We start from the raw sequence: 18566 nt of genomic DNA, 5'->3' as shown, positions 1-18566 counted from the left end.
AGCTCCTAATACTCATAAACAACAATTCATTTGCAATTTTCCGAATTCCACACTGCTTGGAATTCGTGAAGTTTACATTTTTTTATTTCAAGTGTTCAATAACTTCTACATTTGGCAAAGGAAATATCATTTTGCCACCATTCATTAAATACTCTGATTCGCGGTGCATAAAACTTTCCTTAAGAAACCATGGTCCAATCAGCAAATAATCCGGGGGTGTAATTCTCATTTCTTCTTCGGAGATAATTCTGACCCCGATCGCTGAAAAATATTTTCCAAACTTCTCTTTTTGTCTCTCAATTGCATACTCAATAATGTCGGGACCTAAGTTTGCATTTTGCCATATCACCGCACCTCTTGTTGAAGCACCATAAATTGCTATTTTTTTTCCTCTGGACTTTAAGTTGTGCAATGTTGAGACTAGTTTAGCGGTTACAGTTTCTATAGCAGAGTTAAACTCATCATAGGACTTAGGCTCTTTCACCCCAAATTCGCTTTCTTTTTGAATAACCTTCAATAAAGATGAGTCTACGTCTCTGAAATTCTTGTGGGAAATAATTGTGATAATGCTTCCACCATTTATTGAGTCCGTCATCACTTTGTTAATTTCTAAATCATGAGCATCTAATAGTTTTTGCATTGCTGTGCATGAATAATACTCAATGTGTTCATGACATATATTATCGAATGAATTATTCTCCAACATTGACATTAAGTAATTTTGCTGGACAATCCACACTCCGTTTTCTGCGAGTAGTTTTTTTATTGAATCAACAAATGAATTAGGGTCATCCAGATCATAAAACATAGAGATTGACGTTATAACTTCGAATTTATCTTGACTTAAGATTTCAGCGTTTGGAAAATAATCATCGATGACTAAATCAGCATGGCGCACGGACTCAGTTTTAAATTTTTTAACCGGGTCTACTCCAACCCTGTAAGTGGTTTTTGGTACAAAACTAAGTAAGGTGCCATCATTACAGGCTATGTCAAGCCAACGTTTTGGAGTGGCTACAAAACTTAGAGCTTGCTCTACAAGCATCTTTAAATTTGCGCGAATTTGTTCATTTACTCCGGATCGATAGCCATAACCATCATGATACATATTTTCGCGCGCAACAGTTTCAGACAGTTGAGCAAGGCTGCAATTTGAACAAAGTAAAACAATTAAAGGAAATTTCTCTGGTTTGCTTGTGTCGGTTCTGAAATCTGAAAGATATTGATTACCTAAATTTACAATTTCTGTTAATACAGTTGATGAACAAGCTCTACATTTATTTATCATTAGACTGCGTCCCGCCAGAAATCAAGCGTGTCTAGAAGTGTTTCTTTCATTTGAAATTTCGGTTCCCAGCCGGTTAATTTTGAAAATTTTGAATAGTTCGGTCTCGGAAATTTATTAGACATTTGTCTAAACAAGTGCGGGTTCTCATTGGTTTGTACTTGTGTAACTGCCATATTGGTTAGTTGTGAAAGTACTTCTCGAGTTGAAACCGTATTTTGACTCGCTAAATTATAAATACCACTTTCAAGATCTATAGCCAACCTGTAAGCCCGCACTATGTCTCGAACATCCGTATAGTTTCGAACAGCATCTAGATTTCCATGATTGATGATTGTTCCAAATTTTTCGGCTTCAGCAACTCTTTTTGCAAATGCAGAAACGGCATAACTTGGACTTGCACCAGGGCCAATATGATTCCATGCTCGTGTTACTACAATGTTAATTCCATAAATTCGACTATAGGTTGAGCAAAGTGTTGTCGCTGCTAATTTCGATACTCCGTAAGGAGTGGTTGGTTTAGCAACAGATTCTTCTGTTAATTCTGAATCATCTCGATCGTATCCATATTCTTCGGATGTACCACTAACTAAAATTCTAGAATGCATTCCAGTCTGACGTACTGCTTCCAAGAGGTTCAGAGTTCCGGTAAGATTTGTTTCAAAACCCCGACGAGGATTCATTGTTGATTCGGGAACATAGGCTTGTGCTGCAAGATGAAAAATATAATCAGGTTGAAATTGATCTATTCGAGTTCTGATGCTTTCAAAATTTCTAACATCATCACCCATTGAAAGATCAAAAATTGAAATTGTATACTCACCTTTTTCACCTACGGTATTGCGCAAATAACTCTGTAAATGACGGCCTACAAAGCCATTACCGCCGGTGATGAGGGCCTTAAGCATTCTTGAATGATAGATTGCCCTTAACAAAATTGCTACTATTCATTAACAGGTGTTTTGTCTTGCAAGTCGAAGAGGGTGGGCAGTGCAATCCTTAAGTGTATTAATAGCCGCGCATAACGAAGAGATGGTTATTGAGTCAACATTAAATGAAATAATTGGAGCAATTGATCCTGTGATTGCATTTGAGATCTACGTTTCTGAGGATGGAAGTTCTGATGAAACACGAAATGTAGTAAACAAGATGATTGAAAGGGATTCGCGGATTCGTCTCTCAAATCCCGGTCCTAGGCTTGGGTATTCATTGGCACTTTGTAGGGCAATTAATGAAGCACGAAATGAAATTTTGATATTTCTAGATGGAGATGGACAAAGCCACTGTGAAGATTTGATAAAACTTTTGCCTCTGTTAGAGGAAAATTTGGTTATCGTAGGTTACCGCGCACCTAGGCAAGATTCCAAATTAAGGTTAATCCTTTCTCGTTTTTTTAAAGGCGTCTATCGTTCTCTAGGATTTCCAGCTTTAATTGATCCCTCTGCCGGATCGGTGATTGCTTACAAGTCAGATATAGCAGAATTTGCGAATCAGAAACCAAATTTAGATTTTGGGTTTTGGTGGGAATTTCAAGCTTGGCGAGATTCAAGAAAGATAAAAGTGTTAGAGTTTCCTGTTAATCACTTCCAGAGAACTGCAGGAACGACGAAGGTTTATTTAAATCGAAAAATGATTTGGATTGGAATAACCCACCTGATTGGGCTCATAAAATTGAAAATAAACTTATCTAGAATGAATTAGGTTTAATCTTCAAAAATCTATCAAATTTCTCTCAAAGAATTAATCTAATCTTACAACACCACTTTGTGTCATCAAATGAACCGCAACAATTACCGAATCTCCATCATTTGCAGACTCAGCAACCCACTCCACTTCAAGATCTGAGCCGATAGCTGCGCGTAGTTCTGAACTAAGCCATTCTTCAATATGTGATTCATCGCCAGAAATTTCAACCTTAACAATCTTTGCAATTGCCTTTCCATCTGTTGATGGATGATCAAGTGATAGCCATTCAATAAAGAAAGGGAGTTGCTTATCTTCTAGAGTTCCAAGAACACCTATTTGCTTCCACGCTAAATCTTTTCCATCTGGCTTTGTGCGGTGACCATCAACTGCTGCACGACCTAAACGCGTTTCAATCTTTGAAACATCATCAACAGCAACAACCCAAGTAAGCCATCCGCCACCTTCTGCAGCACGCTGTGAGACAGCTTTACCAAAAGGAGTTGAATCAGAAGAAGGATGATCAAGTGGGCAGACAACTTATAGGTAGTGACCATTTTGTAATGGAAGTGTGAAGTTACGTGTGCCAAAACGTGGGTGGATTCCGCCATCAACAAATGTGCTGCCAAGCCGCGCGCCAAGACGTTGAACGGTGTCGGCTAGTTGATCATGGGAAGTTACGTATGAGACATGGTCTAAGTGCATGGGTAAATCTAACCCTATGAAAAGGGGTGCTTTTTACCAAAATTGACGATTTAAACTCATTAATATTGAATTTATAGTTTGACTGACCTAGCTTCCCCATTTAAAGTGGCTAGAGGTCCGGTTGAATACTTCCAGGCACCTCTGATTTACTTATCTATCAACGGTAATGATGGCAAAACGTGGTCTCGATGATGGATAGCGAAGGGAGACGAAATTCAAAAAATATTGGGGATCGTTCTAGCCCGCAATGAGAGTACTTTGATTTCAATATCCGTTAGTCATGCATTGATGAATGGCTGCACCGAGGTTTGTATACTTGTACACGATAGCAATCAAGATTTTAGAGAAGAAGTAATTCTGCTTCAAAAACTTTGGCCTAACAGAATACATATCTTTTATCAGGAAGAATTTAAATTTCATCAAGCAATTGCCGTGCATGCCATTAGATTTCTTATGCAGAATCGGAACTATGATTGGATCTATGCCTTTGATGCAGATGAATTTATGGTTCAGAGTGAAGATTTTAGTATTTGTGATTTCCTAGAAGGGGTTCCATCTGAAATCCAATCTGTGCGATATGAAATAAGAAATTGGATTTCTAATTACAATTTTGAGCTTAAGCACTACGAAGAATTCTTGGATATCATTTATGTTTCTGAGCCACAATCAATTTCATATCCAAATATCAGTATTTTGAAAGAGAAAATAAAAAATAATGAAGCTAATTTTTTTGATCTTACTTTCCCTTCTAAAATAATTTTTCGTGCAAGTGCACCTTATGTTCTTGCTTCTGGAGCACATTATTTGGAGGGATACCGTGAAGATATAGAGATATCTATCGACAGTAAATTTTTTCAGATAGCGCACGTGCCATTTTTGACAAAATTACGACTTTTATTGCGTGTTGAACATGGGGAAAATTTAATGTTATCTGAATATCCCGAAGTAGTTGGTTGGCAAGAGAAAATGTTGTTCGAGTTAAATCGTGAGAGTGGGTTGGATAATTTTTGGGAATTCCACTCAACAAAAATATTAGAAAAAAATTTAGATTCTGGGAAACCTTTTGCAAGAGTTGACTTTGCATTTCGAAATACAATCGGACCAACGGTAAAAGTTTTAAATGAATTAATTTTAAGCAATACCTTCTCTGAGGTCTATCCGTTAAAGAACATTGACATTTCAAGTTTAGTAAATTTTTACAAATTTATTTTTAAATTTAATCCCGAGTACGACATTTTGATTGTTCAGCGCGATATTGCTATGGCCGAGCGGGATCATGCACTAGTGGAGCGGGATCATGCACTAGTAGAGCGGGATCATGCACTAGTAGAGCGGGATCATGCACTAGTAGAGCGGGATCATGCACTAGTGGAGCGGGATCATGCAGTGGCCGAGCGGGATCATGCACTAGTGGAGCGGGATCATGCAGTGGCCGAGCGGGATCATGCAGTGGCCGAGCGGGATCATGCAGTGGCCGAGCGGGATCATGCAGTGGCCGAGCGGGATCATGCACTAGTGGAGCGGGATCATATTCAAAAATCTACTATCTGGAAAATTTTTAGACCTTACAGGTTACTGAAGTCAAAATTAATTTCATTTAGGTAAGATTTTTTAGTTACAGAGCAGTGTTGAGGTCACAATACTCACATCTAAACTCCGATATGATGCTCACTCGGTGCAGCCTATGACTTAGGCCTAAAAATAGGTTTTTTATAGTCTTACACCTGGGGCCTTTAGCTCAGTCGGTAGAGCAACAGACTTTTAATCTGTGGGTCGTCGGTTCGATCCCGACAGGGCCCACTTTGGTATAGTTAAGGTACTAATCAAGGACAGTGTCCGATTTGTCCTATCTTCACTACAAACACCCACCTAAGGCGTAGAGGTGAATAGAGGCAGCGACGGCTGACTCTGTAAGACAAAACCGGTTAACAAGGGGCAAAACAAAATGGCATTTAAGGCCAAGAAATCCAAGGCAGTTGAGTCTTCAACTCCTGCTTCCTGGAGCGTTGCCCAATTTTCATCCTTCTACACACAAAACCGATCTGAGCTTATTGCCCATGCCAATCGGATTGTTAAGGATAAGGCAAAGGCTGAAGAGATCACCCAAGAAGCACTAGTTAAGTTCATGCTAGCTGCTCCTGAATTATCAAGTAATGATCATGCTCTTTCTTATCTTCACCGCACAATTGAAAACCTATGTATTGATCTATTCCGTGCTGAAAACCGTAGGCCAAATCTTGTTGCCCTAGATGATGCCTCAGCTGAGGTTGAATCAACCTGGCAGGTATCAGGGGACCACTCACTAGCAATATCTGCAGCGGAGGATGCTGCAATTATTCGTCAAGCACTTTCCTTACTTTCCCCAGCAGAGCGTGCTGCTCTAGTTATGTGGGAGGTTGAAGGACGTTCAACTGCTGAGATTGCTAAAGAGCTTGGTATTAAAGAGTCTGCAGTTCGCCACACAGTCTCTCGTGCTAGAGCTTCACTTCGTAAGGTTCTATCTGAGCTTGTTATTGATGAGGCCCGCGGCCTAACCGCTTTGGATCTTTTATCCACCACTTATAAGAAAGCAGCTGAGCTTGCCGGTAAATCATCAAAGATCGCGCTCACCTTTATTCTAGTTCTAACCGCATTCCTGGGTCTTAACTCCTTAACTGGTAATGAACCTAATACCTCTATTACTACCTCTTCATCCCAGCTTTCAAATAACCAAGATCTACCAGTAGTTGCAGCTCCTGTAACTCCAGAGGCTCCTGCTGTAAAGCCAGTAGTTAATACCAAGAGTATTACCGCTACTGAGTACGCAGATCACATGCAACTTTCCGTAGCACAACTTGAGACTGTGACTCTAATGCTGCAAGTACTAGAGCAAACAGATGGTGGGCCAGCCCCCACTGAATAAATAGATTTCCGCACTTCATTGGCATTACACGTGTGTGCCAGGGGAGGACGGAATTAGAAGATCGAAAGATCTTCGAGCCAGATTCAGGAAATTCCTGAGTCTGACTAACGAAAGGAAAAAAATGTCTACAAAGACACTACGCAAGCGCATCGCGCTTGTTGCAGTATCAGCGATGGGCTTTGGTCTTTTGTCTGCAACAGCAGCAAATGCTGATGCACTCGCTGCTTCTGAAATCGTAAACACAACTGCAGCAGCAGGTGTGAACACAACTCGTCTCTGCGCAGCTGGTACTCCAACCGCAGTAGCAACACCAGCAACAATCGGTGTTGGTGGTACTTATCAGTTCACACTTTCTGGTGGAGATGCAGATACAGGCTATGCTGTAATTTCTGGTCCAGCTAACTGGTCTGCAACTGCTGCTACAGCAGGCATGGTGTTTGATTCCACACAAACTACCTTGACACTTACTGACGGCGACAGTTCAGTTGTACCAGTACTCAGCGTTTCAGGTGCCGGTGCTATTCAAGTTGCTTGGTATACATCAACAGCTGCAACAACACTACTTGAGACTTACTACATCACAGGTGTGGCATCATGTACATCTGGTGCATCTGTAGCAAACTCATATGTACAGGTGTCAGATAGCTCTTCATACATCGATACAGCAGCTAACTGGATTGCACGTCAAACAAATACAGCTACTACTTCTACTGCATTCCTTGCAACTACAGACCAATCAGCAACAAACATGGACACATCACTTGATGTTCGTACTTTGTTTGCAAATGACGCATCTGCATACATTGCAATCGAAGCAAACGATGCATACAAGATTGCAATCGGTGGATCTACAAACTTGCTAGTTATCTCATGCGATAACGCAGCACGCGTTAATAGCACCGTGTTCAACTTCTACAGTACATCAAGCTTCACAGGTGAAACAAATACTGGTGGTGCAATTCGTGTACAGCAACCTGTTTCAGGTGTTGCTGCGACAGTTACTTGTACAGTCTCTGTTAACGGTGTCCTTCTTTCAACAAAGGCGATTAAGTTCGCTGGAGATCTAGCATCGATTACAATCGCTGCATCCCGTATCGGCGCACCTGGCAGTACTGGTCGCTTCACATACGAAGCTAAAGATGCTGCAGGCAACCGCCTGACATCAGCTCTTGGTACTTCAGATGCTGACGTTCTTGGATCAAATATCTCAAGCATCACACTTACATCAGGTGCTGGCGGAGTCACACTTGGTGGATTCGCAGAAGTTACAGCAGATGGTGCTTCATACTTTGGTCAGTCATACGGTGCGGGTTCAAACCCATACGTATCTGGCAAGGGTTATGCAACATTTACCTGCTATGACTACGGCACAAAGGCCATAAGTGTCTATGCATACACAGCTGCTGGTGCGAAGCTCACATCAAACACTGAAACACTTACTTGTGATGATGCTGCAGTTTATACATACGCAGCTTCACTTGATAAAGCAAGTTACAAGCAAGGTGACGTAGCAACTCTTACAATCACTGCTAAGGGTTCTGGTGGAAACGCAACTGCATACGGAACAACTCCAGGAGCAGGCTACTCAGTAGCTATGCCAGGAATGACAGCCGTAACAACTCCTGCAACTACAGATACAGAGACAGTATCACGCACTGGCGTATGGACATACACATACACAGTAAATGTTGGTGCTGAAGGTGATTATAACGGTGCTGTAAAGATCGCTGTTGCTTCAACAAGCGCTCAATACAACAAGTCAGTTACAATTCCTTACTCAATCGCTTCAACTGGTGGTGTTACAAATGCTGATGTTCTGAAGTCGATCGTTGCGTTAATCGCATCAATTAACAAGCAGATCCAAGCACTACAGAAGTTGATCCTAAAAAGATAAATAACTTCTAAACCTGTAAAGGGCGGTTCCCTCTAATTGAGGGGGCCGCCCTTTCGGCTATAAAAAGCCTAAGAGTAGGATTTAAACAAGGCAGCAAATAGAATTATTTTGTGAAAACCTTGATAACCGGTGGGGCCGGTTTTATTGGCTCTGACCTTATTGAGTACTTAACATCAAAAAGTGAGCAGGTATTAGTTTTAGATGATTTTAGTGGATCTGAAGAGCTGAATTTAAATAGAGCTTTAAAGGGTGATTTAGTAGAGTTAATTAATGGATCAATCTTAGATCAAAATCTAGTCGAAGATCTTATGCAATCTGTAACTAAGTGTTATCACTTAGCTGCATCCCTTGGTGTTGAGCGCATAAACAACGATCCTCTTAAATCTCTTGAAGTAAATATTAAAGGAACTGAAATAGTATTAAATGCCGCATCAAAATTTAATGTGAGGAGCTTATTAGCCTCCAGTTCAGAGGTTTATGGAAGAAATCCTATTATGCCTCTAAATGAAGAATCTGATCGAGTATTGGGTTCGCCAAAGGTGGCAAGGTGGAGCTACTCAGAAGCGAAAGCAATTGATGAGTTTTATGCATTTGAATTAAATAAGAAAGAGGCTTTCAAGGTAACAATTGCTAGATTATTTAATACTGTTGGCCCTGGGCAAAGTGGCACATATGGAATGGTTCTACCCAGATTCATAAAAGCTGCAATTAGTAATCAACCGTTATTAGTTTATGGTGATGGTAGTCAAAGTAGATCATTTTGTGCGGTCTCTGATGTAGTAGTGGCTTTGGATGATTTAATGGGTACTTCAGAGAGCATCGGCCAGGCATATAACATCGGATCAACTAATGAGATCTCTATAAAAGATTTAGCAGCTAAAGTTATTGAATTAACTGACTCTAAGTCGCAGATAGTTTTTAAGAAACATAGCGATGTTTTTGGTGATGATTTTGAAGAGCCAGCCAGAAGGGTCCCTGATATATCAAAGATATATAAAGCTATTGGTTGGAAACCAAAGAAGAGCTTAGATGAGATTATTTTAGAGGTCGCAGAGTATATAAAGGCTAATGAAATTTAATTTAATTCAGTACTCAATCCTACTTATAGTAGTTTTTGTAACTGCTTTTGTAATTACTCCAGTATTTAGAAGTATTGCAAGAAAATTAAAAATATTAGATTACCCAGGTGGTAGAAAGCTTCAGGCAAACCCTGTTGCCTACCTAGGCGGCCTTGCAATAATTACCCCAATTACTCTTGGTTCATTTTTAATACTTTTTACCTCACTCTCAATAGATCTAAAACAGCAATTGTATTTAGGCCTAATACTGCCAGCACTAGCAATTGCATTTATTGGATTAATAGATGATGTTTACCAACTACCACCCTGGCCTAGATTCCTATCTCAGAGCGCAGTGGGGTTAATTACCTCATTTATGCTCTACTTAAGTGGAGCTGGCGTTGAGATATTTGGTAATCAATTACTTAATTCATTAGCCACAATATTTTGGGTAGTTGCGATAATTAATGCACTTAACTTTATAGATAATATGGATGGGCTAGCTACTAGCATCTCAATTGTTGCATCCCTTGGAATGTTTGTTTTGGCTTACCTAAATAATCAATACCTAGTAGCAGCCTTATCTTTAGCAATATTTGCATCCTGTCTTGGGTTTCTATTTTGGAATAAAAGACCAGCATCCATCTATTTGGGGGACGCCGGGGCGCTCTACCTTGGTTTCTTACTTGCTGCAATTTCGATAAGAATTGATTTAGATAATGACTCTGCACCAATTAGAGCTTTAGTGCTTATTTTGATTCTAGCAATTCCAGTAATTGACACAACACAGGTTGTAGTTTCAAGAATTATAAAGGGCAAATCACCATTTCAAGGTGGGCGAGACCATATCTCACACCTTTTACTAAATCGCGGGCTTAGTCAAAGAGTGGTTTTATTCATACTTACAACCTTTGCAGTACTTTTTGCAGGTGTTGCCATAATTTTAGCTGAGGTGATTTAGTTGAATCATAAGATATTAATTACTGGTGGTGCTGGTTTTATTGGCTCAGTAATCTCTTCCTACTTATTAGATAATGAGTATGAAGTTGTCGTAATTGATGACCTATCAACAGGTAATAAGGGAGCACTTGATGAAAGGGCAACCTTTTATCAAGGAAGTATTTTAGATAAATCTTTTCTTACAACAGCTTTAGCTGGTGTTGATGCCGTGATTCACTGCGCTGCAAAATCAATTGTTGAAGAGTCAGTGCAAAAGCCTGAGTTATATGAACAGGTAAATTATCAGGGAACAAAGGTATTACTTGATGTAATGACGCAGGCGGGGATAAATAAGATCATTTTTTCATCTACCGCAGCAGTTTATGGTGAGGCTAAAACTCAACCTATTCCTGAAAATGCAGCGTTATCTGCGCTAAATCCATACGGACAAAGTAAAATAAAGTGTGAAGAAGAGATAGGTAAAAAAGTTGCAGATGGTTTGGCAGCAATTACTTTTAGATACTTTAATATTGCTGGCAGTTCTAAAAATAGTTTAGGTAAATTGTTTTTTAGAAACCATGAGAATGAAAGCCAATTAATTCCAAAGATTCTAAATAAACTTAATAAGGGTGATAAAGAGGTTACTGTTGATGTTTATGGTGATAAGTGGCAAACACCAGATGGCAGCTGTATTAGAGATTATTTACATGTTAAAGATTTAGCACACGCCCACCTATTAGCCTTGAATAAGTTAACAAAGAGTGAGCACCAAATCATTAATTTAGGATCAGGTAAGGGTTATTCAGTCTTTGAAGTGATAGATCAGATTGATAAATCTGTTGGGGTTAAATTAAATAGAAATATCTACCCTGCTAGATCAGGAGATCCTACGGCTTTGTTGGCTGATATCAGTAAGGCCAAAGAGATATTAGGTTGGCAACCAAAGTCAGGCCTAGTAGAAATTATTGCTGATAGTTGGCAGGGTAGCCAACAACTCAGATAGCCTACCTAAGTGAAGATTGCAATTATTGGCCAAGGTTATGTTGGCCTTGCTTTAGCAAAAGCAGCAATTAATGCTGGCCATAAAGTAGTTGGCTTTGATACAAATCTAAAGGTAATTGAAGATATAAATAATCAGATTACTAAGGATGAGTTCTTAAACAATTCAAATTACTTACCTACAAATAAAGAAGCAGATGTTAAAGATCAAGAGATTTATATTATTGCCGTTCCTACCCCACTAGACGAGAATAATTTACCTGATATTTCTTATCTAAATGCGGCTAGTAAGTTAATTGCAGAATCTGCACCTAATGGCGCTCTAGTTATTAATGAGTCAACCTCTTATCCAGGAACTCTGCGTGAGATTGTTATAACTCAAATTAGTAAATCAAATAAAGCTAACTTTTTATATGCAGCAGCCCCAGAGCGAATTGATCCAGCGAATACCAAATGGAGTATTAAAAATACTCCTAGAGTTATTGCAGGAGTAGATGAAGCATCAACAAATGCTGCCCTTGTATTTTATAGATCTATCTGTGATCAAGTTGAAGTAGTTTTATCACCTGAGGTGGCAGAGGCTGCAAAGTTATTTGAAAATACCTTCCGTCAGGTGAATATCGCATTAGTAAATGAATTAGCTCAGATAAGTCAGAAGTTAAATATTTCAGCAAATGAGGTAATAGCTGCAGCATCAACTAAACCATTTGGTTTTATGCCATTTAATCCAGGCCTAGGTGTTGGCGGACACTGCATTCCAATTGATCCGATCTATCTAGCACAGAAGGCAAAGAGTGTTGGTGCAACTGCTGCCTTTATTGATCAGGCAAATAAAGTTAATGCACAGATGCCCCTTTATATTTTAGAGAGAATTAAATCTTTACTAGATAATGATTTAAAAGGTAAGAAGATTTGTATTATAGGACTTTCCTATAAAGCAGATGTATCAGATCTTAGGCAAAGTCCATCTTTAGTCTTATGGAAAGAATTAGAAAAGCAGGGTGCAAAGGTAGCTTTTCATGATGAGGTAGTGAAAGTCTATGAAAGCATTGAAAGTTCATCACTTACTGTAAATGCCTATGATCTGTCTGTAGTTGCAATTAGGCATAGTAATTTAGATATAGATAGCCTTAAAAAATCAGCTCCAATAATTTTTGATTGCACCGGCAGTATAGAAGGCTACTATAGATTGTAATTTAAGCCTTTAGATAGACATCTCTGTGGGCTTTGATAAATTTAGAGGTAGAAAAGTTTTTTAAAGCCATAAATTTTGCATTTTTTGAAAAAGTACTTCTTAGTTTTTTATCTAAAGCAAGCTTTTTAATACCCTCAATTAATTGTTTCTCACTTCCATCACATAAAATACCAGTCTTGTTATTAATAACTACTTCAGAGACTGATCCAACATTAGTTGCCACAGTAGGAATTCCAGCTAATTGTGCCTCAATCATGGCAATCGGTATACCCTCATTCTTACTAGTTGATAGAAAGATATCAGCAATAGGTAGTACATTTTTTGCATCTTGCCAACCAAGTACTTTTAGATTTTTTGGTGCATTTGCTTTTATTTCTTGTAATAAATCCCCACCACCTGCTATATAGAAATCAATCTCTGGGAGGGATTGTGCAATGGCAATTACTTTGTGTGGGTCTTTAACTCCAGTAACTCTAGCTAGCCAGAGCACTCTAAATCTTTTTTTGTCTCGAACTTTTAGCTTTTTTAACGCACTTTCCTTACTTAACAACTTAAGCGGTATTACTGCAGGTGGTATAGAAATAGTTCTCTTTTTCCCTTTAATTCCCCTACTCACTAAATCTCTCTTAACATTCTCACCAACAGTTATTAATTGATCACTTTTTTTAGATAAGCTTTTTTCAATTGACTTGATGAGAAGTGCTTTAAATCCTTTAAACTCTGGATTATCAAATAGGTGGCCATGAAAGGTGTGAACAACCTTTAGTTTTTTGCCTAAACCCTCTTCAATCCTATTTCTTTGCGCTCTTACCAAAAGCCCTGCTTTAAAGGTATGGGTGTGAACTATGTCTGGCTTAATTTTAGAGATTACTTCTCGTACTTCTTTTGCTGCCCTCAGATCACTTGTTAGCGATATTTTTCTGCCAAGATTTCTAATCCTAATTAGCTTGAGTTTTTTTAAGCCGGGATCTTCAATCTCACCTGTCTGAACATTTCCAGTTGCAATCAGTGATTTAATCCCAGATTTATTTAAACCATCATTTAATATGATTAGGTATTTGGCTGTGCCACCAAGATTTAATCTGGCAATAATATGTAATACCATCATATTAAGCACCACTGACTTGATACGCCGCTATCACCTCAGCTGGTTGTCCTACCATTTCAATCTGGCCTTTTTCAATCCAGATAACCTTTTGTGCGAGCTCTGCAACAGTTGCTAGATCATGGGAGACCATGATTACTGTGCAGCCAGAGGTGATAATTTCAAGTAAACGCTTCCTTGATTTGATAGCAAATTCACCATCACCAACACTTAATACCTCATCAATTAGTAAGATATCTGGGATTTCATCAGTGGCTACTGAAAAAGCAAGCCGGGCAACCATGCCAGTTGAGTAGGTACGCAGTTGATAATCTAAGTGATCAGCAACCCCTGCCCAATTAATGATCTCATTTATCCTTGGCTTGACCTTATCTATATCCCGATCTAATAGGGCTGAGTAAAAAAGAATATTTTCTTTACCAGTTAATTCAGAGTTAAAGCCAGCACCTAACTCAATCATTGGTGCTACTTGACCTGTAATTAAAATACTACCTGTAGTTGGGTTTATCACCCTAGCTAATATTTTAAGTAGGGTGGATTTACCGGCACCATTTTTGCCAATTATTGCAACTGTCTCACCCTTTTTTATCTCAAAGGTAATATTTTTAATTGCTACATAATCCTCAATAGATACCTTGCCGTGGAGAAAATCTCTAAATAAGGTTTTTAGGGATGAGTGTTGTTTATTTAATACTCGGTAAGCAAAGCTGATATTTTTAGCCTCAATCACATTCATTACAACATCGCAATCGTCTTAGACCAGCGCTTTTTAAAAAACAGATTACCTAGTGCGAAGGTAGTAATACTTATTAAAGCGAGATAGAGAAAATCACGCCAGGTGGCGGTGGCATTATCGGAGAATGCCCATCTAAAGGCATCTAGGAAACTTGTTAATGGATTTAGGGTGACGATCTGCTGCATTGACTCATTTAATATTCCAATTGGATAAAAGATTGGGGTGAGGTAGATCAGGATTAGAAGCAGCACATTTACAATATTTTTAGCATCTTCGAATCTGATAAAAATTACTGAAAGTGTGAGTCCAATACCGGCGGTGAAGAAGGCCATAAATAGGCCAATGACTAAAACCAGAGGAAAGGTAAGTGAGAGGGTTTGGCCTGAGATATACACAACTACTGCAAGTGGAATTAAGCCAATTAGAAAGTTAATAAATGCAGCAAGGGCTGCAGCAAAGGCAAATATCTTTGGAGGCACAGACACCTTAGTTAATACCCCACCATTTGCAGCTATGGAGTTAGCAGCTTGAAGTAAGCCCTGGCTAAAGAAGGTATTTAGCAAAATACCAGCCATAAGGTAGGGGGCAAATTGCTGACCTACCTCTAATTTACCAACAAATAAAAATGAAAAAACTATCCATAATACAAAGCTTGTTAGCATTGGATTAAGTAGGGTCCAGCCAATACCAATCACACTTCGCTTATAACGAAGAGTTAACTCCTGTTGGATTAGAAGTCTTAGTAATTGGAGATTGTTTTTACTAAAGCCGGTAAGTGAATAAAGTGATACTTTTTTAGCCCTCATTTGTGAGTAATTCTAAACCCTTTTTTAACATTTAAACTCATCTAACCTAGAGTAGGGCTATGAGTACTACTGGTGGATTTACTTCATCTGGGCTATTACAAGAGGAGCTCTTACTTACGCTGCCTGCGTTAGATATGGCAGATGCTGTGGAGATAGGTGAGATTGCAAAATCATTTGGTATCCAGCGAGATCTGCCAATTGCAGTTGAGGTGAGACTTGGAGATTGGATCATTTATCACGCATCCCTTCCTGGGTCTACAGCAGAGAATCAATGGTGGATAGATCGAAAAGCCAGAGTTGTAATGCTTAAGCATCACTCAACAATGTATGAAAGAGTTAGTGCGCAGGAGCGTGGAGTTGATTGGCATAAGGAGAATAATTTATTGGATGAAACCCATGCTATTCATGGCGGCGGTCTACCATTAATAACTAAGGATGATGGACTTTCTGGTGTTCTACTAATTAGTGGCCTGCCACATGTGCAAGATCATCTACTCGGTGTTGAAGTATTAACTGAGTTTCTAGCACGTAAGGGTGAACTACTGTGAGTAATCAAGTTTGGGTATGTGGTGAGGTAGTAATTGATTTAATTCCAGATGGCACTGAGCGCAAAGCTGTTGTTGGTGGTGGGCCAGCGAACACTGCAAAGGCATTATCAAAGCTTGGGATCTCAACACAATTCATTGATGGCATATCAACTGATAAGTATGGTCAGATGGCACTTCATGAGTTAGAAAAAGATAGCGTTTTACTAGATTTTGTTAAGTTCTCAGATAAGCCAACCTGCCTTGCAATTGTTTCTTTAAATTCAAAGGGTGGGGCCACATATGAGTTTGTAATAGATGACACTGCAACCTTTGATTTCTCACACTCTTGGCTGCCTGATGCTGCTGATAAAAAGCCATTACTGCTTCATATTGGCACGCTAGTAACAGCGATAGAGCCTGCAGCATCTGTTTTATTTGAATGGGCAAAGAAGGTTGCACTAGTTGCGCCAATTGTCTTTGATCCAAATATAAGACCTGCGGTAATGAGTGATAGAAATGAGTATGTGAAGCAGGTTGAGCGGTGGGTATCAATTTCTAGTGCAGTTAAAGTAAGTGATGATGATATTTACTGGCTATATCCAGGGCAAGACCTAGATAAAGTAACAAAGAGATGGTTAGAAATGGGCCCTGAGTTAGTAGTTGTTACCTTCGGTGATAAAGGATTAGCAGGGTATCGAGAAAATTCAAAGATAAGTGTTGATGCAAAAAAGGTTGTTGTTGCAGATACGGTGGGAGCTGGTGACACTGTGGGAGCAATTTTGGTTGAGGCAATCATTGAAGATGGTTTAGATAAGTTAACTGGGGAACGTCTTTCTTTAATGCTTGATAGAGCAGCCAGGGCTGCTGCTATTACTGTTTCAAGATCTGGCGCCCTGCCTCCCGGCAGGGATGAGATTTAAATAAGATGCTTAATATTGATGGAGATCAGATATCAATTGGAATTGATCTAGATCAAGGCGGCCGCCTTGCCTCACTTCAATGGCGGGATATGCAGTTTGCAGTACCTTTTAATGGTGATGTTTTGCGTTGGGGTTGGTATGCGATGGCGCCATGGGCTGGGCGCATAAAAGATGGTTTAGTTAAAGATAGTAAGGGTGTGAGCCATCAACTGCCAACAACTTTTATGCCACCACATGCTATTCATGGCTTTGGCTTTTTCTCATCTTGGCAGGATTTAGGTGCTGGTAAACAATTACTTGAGTTTCCTACTCCTTATAACGGTGCGTTAGTAATACAACACTTTGAGATATTAGATGACGCCCTACGTTGGTCACTTGAGTATGAAGCAAATGGATGTGATCTACCATTTTCATTAGGTTTTCATCCATTAATTGCAAGAGATATTGGTAAGGGTGATAGCGCTGAGTTAGATTTTAAAGCAAATAAGATGATGGTGCGTGATCAAGATTATGTATTAACCGGTGAGTATTTACCACAACCACCTGGTCCATGGGATGACACCTTTGTTGAGATTATTGGAACACCAGAGATTATTTGGCCAGGTGCAGCTAGATTAACTGTTGAATCAGATGCACCCTACTGGAATGTTTATACTGAAAGTGAGGATGGTATTTGTCTTGCGCCACAAACAGCTCCACCAAATGCTCAACTATTGGGAGTAACTGGTGATAACTACATAGAGGCGTTATTTAGATTTTCTGAGGATTTATAGTATTTTCAGATAGAAATTATTTTGCTATAATTTACTCAACCAATCCTTCGTAGAAATTTGCTCATGAATAAGGGACCCTTGCGGGTCCCTTATTTTTATACTACCTATGGAAACTTATGCTTTTAATCGATATAAAACATCTTTACTAGATAACTCAAACCCTAACGAGTCATAGAGGTTTAATGCTGCTTTGTTATCAAAATCAACATATAACATCGCATCCGTTAGCCCTTGATACTTTAAGTAATTAAGTGCGGTAATAGTTAACGCCTTACCAATACCAAGGCCGGCGTATGCAGGATCTACTGCGGTTATATAGATCTCACCAATTGCTGGGTGGGCATGTGATGCTTCACCGTCATGATCATGTGAGTGCTCACCATGAACTTTGGTCCAAGTTGAGGCAATTACTTGCTTATTTTTTTCAACAATAAAAAAGCCCTTCTCATCAAACCATTCCTCACTTAACCTGTGATTTAGATCAGATAACTGCCAACCACCTTGCTCTGGGTGATCTTTAAATACTTTATTGTTTAATTCAAGCCAATCATCACTATCTATCCCAGGTAAAAAGCTTCTAATGATAATTTCTTTATCAATGATTGGTAGCCGCTGGATATCTGTTAGTGACTTACTCATTTGAAGCACTGTTCTTATTTTTTCAAAGTTAAATGAGGCTGCAAGGTTATGGGCCACCTCTGCCTCACCATGAACCCAAAGTCTTAATGATTTGCCACAGATTTTTATTGCTTCACTTAGTAGCGCTCTTCCAACGCCTGCGCCTCTATGATCCGGATCAACTACTAATTCAACACAAGGACCAGCTACTAAATCTGTTTGATCAAGGTGGGCATAGCCAATTACTTGATTATCTTTTTCAACTAGTAAATGAGAATCTGCCTTATCTCCGCCATAGCGAAGGTGAAGCAGGATGTGCTCTGCAATTGGGGGCGTACCATCATGATTTGTGGTGCGGTTTATTAAATCAAGAACGAGTGATTGCTGGGTGTCAGATAAGTGATCTAAGTGTTGCAAAGTA

General features: G+C 39.3%; 17 protein-coding genes, 1 tRNA gene and 1 pseudogene. 12 read left to right on the top strand and 7 right to left on the bottom strand.

Annotated features, from left to right (window positions below; genetic code table 11):
* Window positions 1–82: 82 nt before the first annotated feature.
* Window positions 83–1288 carry a class I SAM-dependent methyltransferase gene (locus tag B1sIIB91_RS05530; RefSeq protein WP_095688583.1) on the bottom strand — a complete coding sequence of 402 codons (1206 nt, stop codon included), beginning with the start codon at window positions 1286–1288 and terminating at the stop codon, window positions 83–85.
* Entirely contained in the window at window positions 1288–2193 is a 906-nt protein-coding gene (locus B1sIIB91_RS05525; RefSeq protein ID WP_095688582.1) for a GDP-mannose 4,6-dehydratase, read from the bottom strand. The genes B1sIIB91_RS05530 and B1sIIB91_RS05525 overlap by 1 nt, the downstream gene beginning before the upstream one ends.
* Before the next feature lie 49 nt (window positions 2194–2242).
* Between B1sIIB91_RS05525 and B1sIIB91_RS05520 the strand changes: the two genes are divergently transcribed.
* On the top strand, window positions 2243–2986 hold the full coding sequence (locus tag B1sIIB91_RS05520) for a glycosyltransferase family 2 protein (RefSeq protein ID WP_320410416.1): 744 nt from the start codon (window positions 2243–2245) through the stop codon (window positions 2984–2986).
* Window positions 2987–3025: 39 nt separating this feature from the next.
* Here B1sIIB91_RS05520 and B1sIIB91_RS05515 read toward each other — a convergent pair.
* A pseudogene (locus B1sIIB91_RS05515) lies at window positions 3026–3673 on the bottom strand (VOC family protein).
* A gap of 225 nt (window positions 3674–3898) precedes the next feature.
* On the opposite strand from B1sIIB91_RS05515, the gene B1sIIB91_RS05510 reads away from it, so the two are divergent.
* The 8 genes from B1sIIB91_RS05510 (at window position 3899) to B1sIIB91_RS05475 (ending at window position 12660) form a co-directional block, all read left to right on the top strand.
* Window positions 3899–5278, top strand: coding sequence for a glycosyltransferase family 2 protein (locus B1sIIB91_RS05510; RefSeq protein WP_223298596.1), 1380 nt, complete (start codon window positions 3899–3901; stop codon window positions 5276–5278).
* Window positions 5279–5400: 122 nt separating this feature from the next.
* Window positions 5401–5473 (top strand) — tRNA-Lys (locus B1sIIB91_RS05505).
* A 145-nt stretch (window positions 5474–5618) separates the two neighbouring features.
* The gene (locus B1sIIB91_RS05500; RefSeq protein ID WP_095688579.1) at window positions 5619–6575 is read left to right on the top strand and encodes an RNA polymerase sigma factor; all 957 of its coding nucleotides are present in this window, start codon (window positions 5619–5621) and stop codon (window positions 6573–6575) included.
* A gap of 121 nt (window positions 6576–6696) precedes the next feature.
* Entirely contained in the window at window positions 6697–8469 is a 1773-nt protein-coding gene (locus B1sIIB91_RS05495; protein WP_095688578.1) for a hypothetical protein, read from the top strand.
* A gap of 110 nt (window positions 8470–8579) precedes the next feature.
* Window positions 8580–9548 (top strand): GDP-mannose 4,6-dehydratase, encoded by a 969-nt coding sequence (locus tag B1sIIB91_RS05490; RefSeq protein ID WP_095688577.1) that lies wholly within the window; start codon window positions 8580–8582, stop codon window positions 9546–9548.
* Window positions 9538–10488, top strand: a complete 951-nt coding sequence (locus tag B1sIIB91_RS05485) for a glycosyltransferase family 4 protein (protein ID WP_095688576.1) — start codon at window positions 9538–9540, stop codon at window positions 10486–10488. The genes B1sIIB91_RS05490 and B1sIIB91_RS05485 overlap by 11 nt, the downstream gene beginning before the upstream one ends.
* Window positions 10489–11469: a UDP-glucose 4-epimerase GalE gene (gene galE / locus B1sIIB91_RS05480; protein ID WP_095688575.1), complete on the top strand. Its 981-nt coding sequence runs from the start codon at window positions 10489–10491 to the stop codon at window positions 11467–11469. It abuts the gene before it with no gap.
* Window positions 11470–11478: 9 nt separating this feature from the next.
* On the top strand, window positions 11479–12660 hold the full coding sequence (locus tag B1sIIB91_RS05475) for a nucleotide sugar dehydrogenase (RefSeq protein WP_095688574.1): 1182 nt from the start codon (window positions 11479–11481) through the stop codon (window positions 12658–12660).
* Window position 12661: 1 nt separating this feature from the next.
* Here the strand turns inward: B1sIIB91_RS05475 and B1sIIB91_RS05470 are convergent, their stop codons facing one another.
* From B1sIIB91_RS05470 to B1sIIB91_RS05460, 3 genes are read right to left on the bottom strand one after another with little or no spacing between them, the layout of a single operon-like run.
* The gene (locus B1sIIB91_RS05470) at window positions 12662–13768 is read right to left on the bottom strand and encodes a glycosyltransferase (RefSeq protein ID WP_095688573.1); all 1107 of its coding nucleotides are present in this window, start codon (window positions 13766–13768) and stop codon (window positions 12662–12664) included.
* A 1-nt stretch (window position 13769) separates the two neighbouring features.
* Entirely contained in the window at window positions 13770–14501 is a 732-nt protein-coding gene (locus B1sIIB91_RS05465; protein WP_095688572.1) for an ABC transporter ATP-binding protein, read from the bottom strand.
* Window positions 14501–15307 carry an ABC transporter permease gene (locus tag B1sIIB91_RS05460; RefSeq protein ID WP_095688571.1) on the bottom strand — a complete coding sequence of 269 codons (807 nt, stop codon included), beginning with the start codon at window positions 15305–15307 and terminating at the stop codon, window positions 14501–14503. Before B1sIIB91_RS05460 ends, B1sIIB91_RS05465 begins: the two co-directional genes overlap by 1 nt.
* Before the next feature lie 59 nt (window positions 15308–15366).
* Between B1sIIB91_RS05460 and B1sIIB91_RS05455 the strand changes: the two genes are divergently transcribed.
* Genes B1sIIB91_RS05455 through B1sIIB91_RS05445 form a run of 3 tightly spaced genes read left to right on the top strand, consistent with a single transcriptional unit; the run spans window position 15367 to window position 17527 of the window.
* Window positions 15367–15855: a heme-degrading domain-containing protein gene (locus B1sIIB91_RS05455; protein WP_095688570.1), complete on the top strand. Its 489-nt coding sequence runs from the start codon at window positions 15367–15369 to the stop codon at window positions 15853–15855.
* Complete coding sequence (locus B1sIIB91_RS05450; protein WP_095688569.1) at window positions 15852–16754, top strand: carbohydrate kinase family protein; 903 nt, start codon at window positions 15852–15854, stop codon at window positions 16752–16754. Before B1sIIB91_RS05455 ends, B1sIIB91_RS05450 begins: the two co-directional genes overlap by 4 nt.
* A 5-nt stretch (window positions 16755–16759) precedes the next feature.
* Entirely contained in the window at window positions 16760–17527 is a 768-nt protein-coding gene (locus B1sIIB91_RS05445; RefSeq protein ID WP_095688568.1) for an aldose epimerase family protein, read from the top strand.
* 114 nt (window positions 17528–17641) lie between these two features.
* Here the strand turns inward: B1sIIB91_RS05445 and mshD are convergent, their stop codons facing one another.
* Window positions 17642–18562, bottom strand: a complete 921-nt coding sequence (mshD, locus tag B1sIIB91_RS05440; RefSeq protein ID WP_095688567.1) for a mycothiol synthase — start codon at window positions 18560–18562, stop codon at window positions 17642–17644.
* Window positions 18563–18566: the final 4 nt, after the last annotated feature.

It is taken from the genome of Candidatus Nanopelagicus abundans (assembly GCF_002288305.1).
Taxonomy (GTDB): domain Bacteria; phylum Actinomycetota; class Actinomycetes; order Nanopelagicales; family Nanopelagicaceae; genus Nanopelagicus; species Nanopelagicus abundans.
Note: the sequence above shows the minus strand (reverse complement) of the source record. Positions and strands in the feature narration are given on the sequence as shown.